We start from the raw sequence: 7465 nt of genomic DNA on the forward strand, positions 1-7465 counted from the left end.
CAAACGATACTCTAAATATTAGTTCTATTATATCATTGACGTTACCATTCGAATATCAAATGTGTATAACATTAAAATAAAAAGACAAAATGAGCGCATTGCTCACTTTGTCTCACGATCATTTATATTAAGCTGCTGATTCTGTATGATCAGGGTCAAAATTAACTTTAAATTCACTTAAAGGCCAAAAGCGTAAAGCTACTGTTCCCACAATTTGATTTTTATCAATCAAACCAAATGAACGACTATCTTTACTTACTTCTCTATTATCACCTAACACGAGGTATTTATCTTTTGGTATTTGAGCTTGCCCATTACTTCCAATCAATTCATTTGAGCTAAAATCTCCTGTAATCATGTCATAATTTTTATGTGCTTCATTATAATCTAAATACGGCTCTTTAACTTTCTTACCATTTAAGTATAATTGATCATTTTTATATTCTACATGATCTCCTGGCTTCCCGATAATTCGTTTTACATAATCGTCTGATTGATTAGCATGGAATACAATGACATTACCGTTATCTAACTGACCAAAGCGTTTGCTAAGTTGGTTAACGATAACTCGATCGCCATCTTTTAATGTAGGAAACATAGAATCTCCCTTAACATTATATGGTTTAATGATAAATGCATATAATACACCGACAATTAATAATGCGACGCCTATGGAAACAATCCATTCAACAGTTTCTTTTCTCAATTTTTACACCTCGATTTAAAAGTTTACCGTGATATGTTCAAAAGGATAATATCTTATCATCACATTACCGATCACGTCTTTTTTATCCACCAATCCATATTGCCTTGAATCGTAACGGTTATGTCGCTGATCATTCATGACTAAATAAGTATGAGGCGGAATAATATCACTTTGCGCATTGGGTAGCGTTCGCGCAGACCAAGTCTCATTTGATTTTTGTTTAAGGTATGGCTCTTCAACAGGCTGATAATCTAATTCCAATTGACCATTCTTAAATACAACCGATTGACCTTGCTGACCTATAATACGACCAATATGATATTGATCTTGGTGACGAAATACAATGATGTCACCATGATTCAATAAATTCAGCCTAGGCTTAATCTTATTGATTAGTAGACGATCATCTTGACTTAATGCAGGTGCCATATTTGTTCCGTCTACCTTATACGGTATGATGACAAATGCAACGAGTAAGCCTAAAACCAATACTGCTAACACAAAAGCGAATATGGATTGCACGACTTTTGGCATGAAAAATCCCTCACGATTTAAACCTCTTAACAATATGCTTAATCTTATCATAATCTTTATGCAAATGTTAATGATTTACACAAAACGTAACGCCTGTTATGTATGAAATATAAAAGGCTAGGAAACAAAGTCCCACAAGGTGACGATTAAATGTCACCTTGAATCACTTTGCCCTAACCTTTTAATAGCTATCACTTTTCAAATTGATTATAAGCGTGCTTCTAAATCTTTTTTCTTATCTTCAAAACCTGGTTTACCTAATAATGCAAACATATTTTGTTTGTAAGCTTCAACACCTGGTTGGTTAAATGGGTTAACACCAAGTTGGTAACCACTCATTGCTACAGCTAATTCAAAGAAGTACACAAGATAACCATATGTTTCAGCATCTAATTTAGGAATTGAAATCACTAAGTTCGGTACACCGCCATCTGTGTGTGCAAGTAACGTACCTTCAAAGGCTTTATTGTTTACTTCATCAATTGTTTTACCTGCAAGATAATTTAAGCCATCTAAATCTTCATCATCTTTTTCGATAGTGATTTGGTATTTAGGTTCTTCTACCTTAATTACTGTCTCAAATAAGAATCGACGACCTTCTTGAACATATTGTCCAAGTGAGTGTAAGTCAGTTGTAAAGTTTGCACTTGATGGATAAATGCCTTTTAAATCCTTACCTTCAGACTCGCCAAATAACTGTTTCCACCATTCATTGAAGTATTGTAATGATGGTTCATAGTTGATTAGCATTTCAGTTGTATAACCTTTGTTATAAAGAATGTTACGAATTGTTGCGTATTGATAAGCAATATTTGATGCTAAATCATCTGATGCAAGTTCTTCGCGTGCTTTTTGCGCACCAGACATCATCACTTCGATATCAATTCCTGCAACTGCAATTGGTAATAAACCTACAGCTGTAAGTACTGAGAAGCGACCACCAACGTCATCTGGTACTACAAATGATTCATATCCTTCATTAGTCGCAAGTTGCTTTAAAGCACCTTTTTCTTTATCTGTTGTCGCAAAAATACGTTTAACCGCTTCTTCTTTACCATATTTATCTTCTAATAACTGTTTGAATAAGCGGAATGCAACTGCTGGTTCAGTTGTTGTACCTGATTTAGAAATCACATTTACTGAATAATCTTTACCATCTAGATAATCTACTAATTCTTGTAAATATGAAGAAGATAAATGATTACCTGCAAAAATAATCTCTGGTACGTCCTGATCTTTTTTGAATGTTGGTGTTAACATTTCAATCGCTGAACGCGCGCCTAAGTATGAACCACCAATTCCAATTACTACAAGCACATCTGAATTTGATTGAATACGTTTTGAAGCTTCTAATATACGATTGAATTCTTCTTTATCGTAGTCGACAGGTAAATCAATCCAACCTAAAAAGTCACTTCCTGCTCCAGTGCCGTTATGAATTGTTTGATGAATATGCTTCACTAAATCTTGTTGTTGGTCTATTTCATGTTGACCTAAAAATGCTAAAGCTTTTTGATAATCTAATTGGATATGTGTCATACACTTTGCCTCCTAATTGTATGTGAACTCGCTTTTATTTTACTAACTTCTATTTTTAAATTCAATCCACAGAACTTGTTAGAATTATCCCACTTTTACAAAATGTATATTTATATAAGCATTTGCATATTAACTCATTTATGTTATAGTTTGACTATCAAGAAATTAGAGGTGAGTTTAGTTATGAAAGAAAAAGTTGTATTAGCCTACTCTGGCGGTTTAGATACGAGTGTTGCTGTAAAATGGTTAATCGAGCAAGGATATGATGTTATCGCTTGTTGTTTAGATGTCGGTGAGGGTAAAGATTTAGACCAGGTTTATCAAAAAGCCTTAGACATGGGAGCCATTGAATCTTATGTCATTGATGCGACGTTAGAGTTTGCAGAAGATTATGTTGGATACGCAATTAAATCCAATTTGAAATACGAAGGTGTTTATCCACTTGTATCAGCACTTTCTCGTCCATTAATCTCAAAAAAATTAGTAGAGATTGCGCATAAAACTAAAGCATCTGCTATTGCACATGGATGTACTGGAAAAGGAAATGATCAAGTTCGTTTTGAAGTTGCAATCAAGGCACTCGACCCTGATTTAAAGGTCATTGCGCCGGTCAGAACATGGGGATGGAGCCGTGAAGAAGAAATTGATTATGCTATGAAACATAATATTCCAGTTCCTATTGGTAAAGCTTCTCCATATTCAATTGACCAAAATTTATGGGGGCGTAGTAATGAATGTGGTATCTTAGAAGACCCATACGCAGCACCACCTAAAGATGCTTTTGATTTAACCCAAGAATTAGAAGATACACCTAATACTCCTGAAGAACTGATTATTACATTTGAAGCTGGTATTCCGACTCACATTAACCATCAGTCCTATCCATTAGATACATTAATTCTTCATTTAAATCAAGTCGCCGGTCAGCACGGTATTGGACGTATTGATCATGTTGAAAATAGACTCGTAGGTATCAAATCAAGAGAAGTGTATGAAACACCTGCAGCAGAAGTCATTCAAAAAGCGCATCATGCTTTAGAATCCCTAACATTGACTAAAGATGTCGCACATTTCAAACCGATTATTGAGAAACAACTTGCTGAACAAGTGTATAACGGATTATGGTTCTCACCTTTAACGGATGCGTTAAAAACATTTATTGATCAAACCCAAACTTATGTAACTGGAGATGTACGTGTGAAATTGTTCAAAGGGCACGCTATTGTAAATGGTAGACAATCGCCATACACGCTATATAATGAAAAACTTGCAACTTATACAAAAGAAGATGCATTTAATCAAGAATCCGCAATAGGCTTTATTGATATTTACGGTTTACCTACACAAGTTAACGCAATGCTGCATGGGGGGTATGCTGATGAGTAAAAAAGCATGGGGTGGTCGTTTTGAAACACAACCTGAAGCTTGGGTCGATGCATTTAATGCGTCTATTCACTTCGACCATGTTCTTTTAGATGAAGACATCGAAGGTAGTATTGCACATGCTACAATGCTAAGCAATCAAAATATAATTAGTTCAGAAGAATGTCAAGATATTATCAAAGGCTTAAAATCCATTCAAAAAGACTACCATAAAAATAACATTACCTTTTCAGAGTCTTTGGAAGATATTCATCTTAATATCGAGCATGAACTCATTAAACGTATTGGTAAAGTAGGAGGTAAGTTGCATACAGCTCGTAGTCGAAATGACCAAATCGCAACGGATATGCACCTTTATACTAAAAAAGCAGTCCAGCATTTGATTAAATCCATACATTCTTTTCAAGCGAGTATTATCAATATCTCAAATCAACACATTGATACAATTATGCCTGGATATACTCATTTACAACGTGCTCAACCCATTTCTTTAGCACATCACTTAATGACTTACTTTTGGATGTTAGAACGAGATAAATCACGTTTTAAAGATGCTTTAAAACGCATTGACATCTCACCTTTAGGTGCAGCTGCTTTAAGCGGTACAACTTATCCTATCGATCGTCACGAAACAAAACGTTTACTTGGCTTTCAAGATATTTATGAAAATAGTCTGGATGCAGTAAGTGATAGAGATTACATTATCGAAACATTACATATAATTAATTTGTGTATGATTCATTTATCTCGATTCGCTGAAGAAATCATCTTTTGGTCTTCTGAAGAAGCTCAGTTCATCACGTTATCTGATGCATTTTCTACCGGATCATCCATCATGCCTCAAAAAAAGAACCCTGATATGGCGGAACTGATTCGAGGAAAAGTTGGACGTACTACTGGTCATCTTGTAAGTTTGCTTATGACTTTAAAAGGACTCCCTTTAGCTTATAACAAAGATTTACAGGAAGATAAAGAAGGTTTATTTGATGCTGTACATACTCTAAAAGGTGCACTACGTATCTTTGAAGGTATGATTAAAACAATGACTGTCAACAAAGAAACTTTATACCATACAGTTAGACAAGACTTTTCAAATGCAACAGAACTTGCGGATTACCTCGTAGGCAAGAATATTCCTTTTAGAGAAGCGCACGAAGTTGTTGGTAAAGTTGTACTGTGGGCCATTCAAAATGACTACTATTTACTTGATATCCCTTTAACAATTTATCAAAGCTTTCACCCTTCTATTGAGACAGATATTTATACCTATCTCGAACCTCAAGAGGCAGTGAAACGTCGACAAAGTGATGGAGGTACAAGTCAAACAGCTGTACAAAAACAGATAAATAAAGCACAAGCGCTACTAAATGAAGAATCATGACAATGAGACTTTTGTACGTGATTAATATCTTCTACATACAATTAAAGTTGTGAAGAATATTAAAGTTGTATTAAATTCTTAAAATTCTTTTTAAAAGGATTGAATTTTTTGATATATTTCGATACTTTAAAAGTAAATACTACTTTAAGGGGTTATATCAATGAATCGATATTTGAAAATTTTAATTTCAACAGGTCTCGTAGCTGTTTCATTACAAAGTCCGATGGTTAACGCATCATCACAAGGCAATGGACAACCAGCATCACATCCGCATCAAGATTTAGCAACACGATTATCACCAAGTGCTAATAATGTACTTAACCATCCATATGTAAATATTGGGCATCGTGGTGCAAGTGCTTATGCACCGGAACATACTTTTGCTTCATATGACAAAAGTTTAAATGAAATGAATGCGGATTATTTAGAATTAGATTTACAAATGACAAAAGATGGTCATCTCGTGGCAATGCACGATGACACTGTAGACCGTACAACAAATGGAACTGGTCGTGTTGACCAATTCACATTAGCTGAACTTAAGCAATTAGATGCGGGTAGTTGGTTTAACAAAGAAAATCCTAACTTAAAAAATGCGAATTATGTCGGTCAAAAAGTACCAACAATTGATGAGATTTTCCAAAAATATGGCACAAAAGCAAATTATTATATCGAAACTAAATCACCTGACGCTTATCCAGGTATGGAAGAAAAATTATTAAATAAGCTTCATCAATATGGTTTAGATAAACACAATAATTTAAGAAATGGTAAAGTAGTCATCCAGTCATTTTCTCCAGAAAGTTTAACGAAAATCCATCAAATTAATCCAAATATTCCACTGATTCAGCTTATTGATAAAGGAGAACTAGCTCAATATACAAATGATGCAACTCTCAATAAAGTCAAACAATATGCAGTGGGCGTTGGACCAGACTATACAGATTTAACAGCTGACAATACACAATATCTTCGTCAAAATGGATTTTATATTCATCCTTATACAGTTAATGACGAAGCAGATATGCGTCGTTTAAATGAATATGGTGTGACAGGTTTATTTACAAACTTCCCTGATCGTTATGACCGCATCATTCACGAGCACAACTAATACACATATAATCGAGTAGGAGAGTAATCATTAATTGACCACTCGTCCTCTCACACCACCGTGCGTACGGTTCCGTACACGGCGGTTCAATATCTTGCGTAAGCAGACTCTGCGAGTCGGGTTAGTGGTACTAATCCCCACTTGTAGAGTCTATTTGTTGTAAGCGCACGATGAACCTCATGCGTATTTGAAAGTCTCCAATACTTCTTTCTTGAGTTCGCAATACGCATAGCACTATTGTGGTCTAATCCATATTTTCGAAACATCTTGTATTTTGTTTTGATTTTCTTCCATCGCTTTAAAATAAGTTGTCTGATACGACGGTTCAACCACTTTTGTATTCGTTGGACAAATACTTTAATAAAACCTCTACCGAAGTAATTTATCCAACCTCTAGTAATTGCGTTGATTTCTGTTATAATCTCTTTGAATGTGCCATGTCTATTTCTTCTTGTAACCCACTTTAATTTGGCTTTTAAGTTTCTTTTTGCTTCCATAGTGGGTCTGAAACGACAAGTGCCATTTGTTTTCATTATCAGACAACTCAAGAACTTTAAACGTGTAGGAGAACCCACTTTACTTTTATCTTTATTCACTGTTAATTTCAGGTCTTTTTCGATAAAATTTGTGATACTTTCCATAACACGTTGTCCGGCACGTTTTGATTTTACAAAGATGACGAAGTCATCAGCGTATCTCACAAAACGGTGTCCGCGCTTCTCTAATTCTTTATCCAGTTCATGCAAATAGATATTACACAACAAAGGAGATATAACTCCACCTTGAGGGGCACCTGTCTTTCTTTCTGCGT

Annotated in this window: 7 protein-coding genes; 3 read left to right on the top strand and 4 right to left on the bottom strand. The window is 34.9% G+C overall.

The genetic code is table 11. The features are described 5' to 3' along the window. Positions 1 to 127: 127 nt before the first annotated feature. From lepB (HHH54_RS06735) to HHH54_RS06745, 3 genes are all read right to left on the bottom strand, one after another. On the bottom strand, positions 128 to 706 hold the full coding sequence (gene lepB, locus HHH54_RS06735; protein WP_198618079.1) for a signal peptidase I: 579 nt from the start codon (positions 704 to 706) through the stop codon (positions 128 to 130). Positions 707 to 721: 15 nt separating this feature from the next. Beyond that, positions 722 to 1240 carry a signal peptidase I gene (gene lepB / locus HHH54_RS06740; protein WP_198618080.1) on the bottom strand — a complete coding sequence of 173 codons (519 nt, stop codon included), beginning with the start codon at positions 1238 to 1240 and terminating at the stop codon, positions 722 to 724. A 207-nt stretch (positions 1241 to 1447) separates the two neighbouring features. Next, positions 1448 to 2779, bottom strand: coding sequence for a glucose-6-phosphate isomerase (locus tag HHH54_RS06745; protein ID WP_198618081.1), 1332 nt, complete (start codon positions 2777 to 2779; stop codon positions 1448 to 1450). Between the two features lie 183 nt (positions 2780 to 2962). Here HHH54_RS06745 and HHH54_RS06750 point away from each other — a divergent pair, with 183 nt between their 5' ends. From HHH54_RS06750 to HHH54_RS06760, 3 genes are all read left to right on the top strand, one after another. Continuing rightward, entirely contained in the window at positions 2963 to 4165 is a 1203-nt protein-coding gene (locus HHH54_RS06750; RefSeq protein WP_198618082.1) for an argininosuccinate synthase, read from the top strand. Further along, the gene (gene argH, locus HHH54_RS06755) at positions 4158 to 5543 is read left to right on the top strand and encodes an argininosuccinate lyase (protein WP_198618083.1); all 1386 of its coding nucleotides are present in this window, start codon (positions 4158 to 4160) and stop codon (positions 5541 to 5543) included. Before HHH54_RS06750 ends, argH begins: the two co-directional genes overlap by 8 nt. A 160-nt stretch (positions 5544 to 5703) precedes the next feature. Next, a complete protein-coding gene (locus HHH54_RS06760) occupies positions 5704 to 6654 on the top strand; it encodes a glycerophosphodiester phosphodiesterase (RefSeq protein ID WP_198618084.1) in 951 nt (316 codons plus the stop codon). Between the two features lie 86 nt (positions 6655 to 6740). Here HHH54_RS06760 and HHH54_RS06765 read toward each other — a convergent pair. Next, positions 6741 to 7465 (bottom strand): reverse transcriptase domain-containing protein (locus tag HHH54_RS06765; protein WP_269814019.1); only part of this gene is annotated, 725 nt, incomplete at its 5' end.

The sequence above is a fragment of the Staphylococcus canis genome (assembly GCF_016238445.1).
In the GTDB taxonomy this organism is placed as follows: Bacteria; Bacillota; Bacilli; order Staphylococcales; family Staphylococcaceae; genus Staphylococcus; species Staphylococcus canis.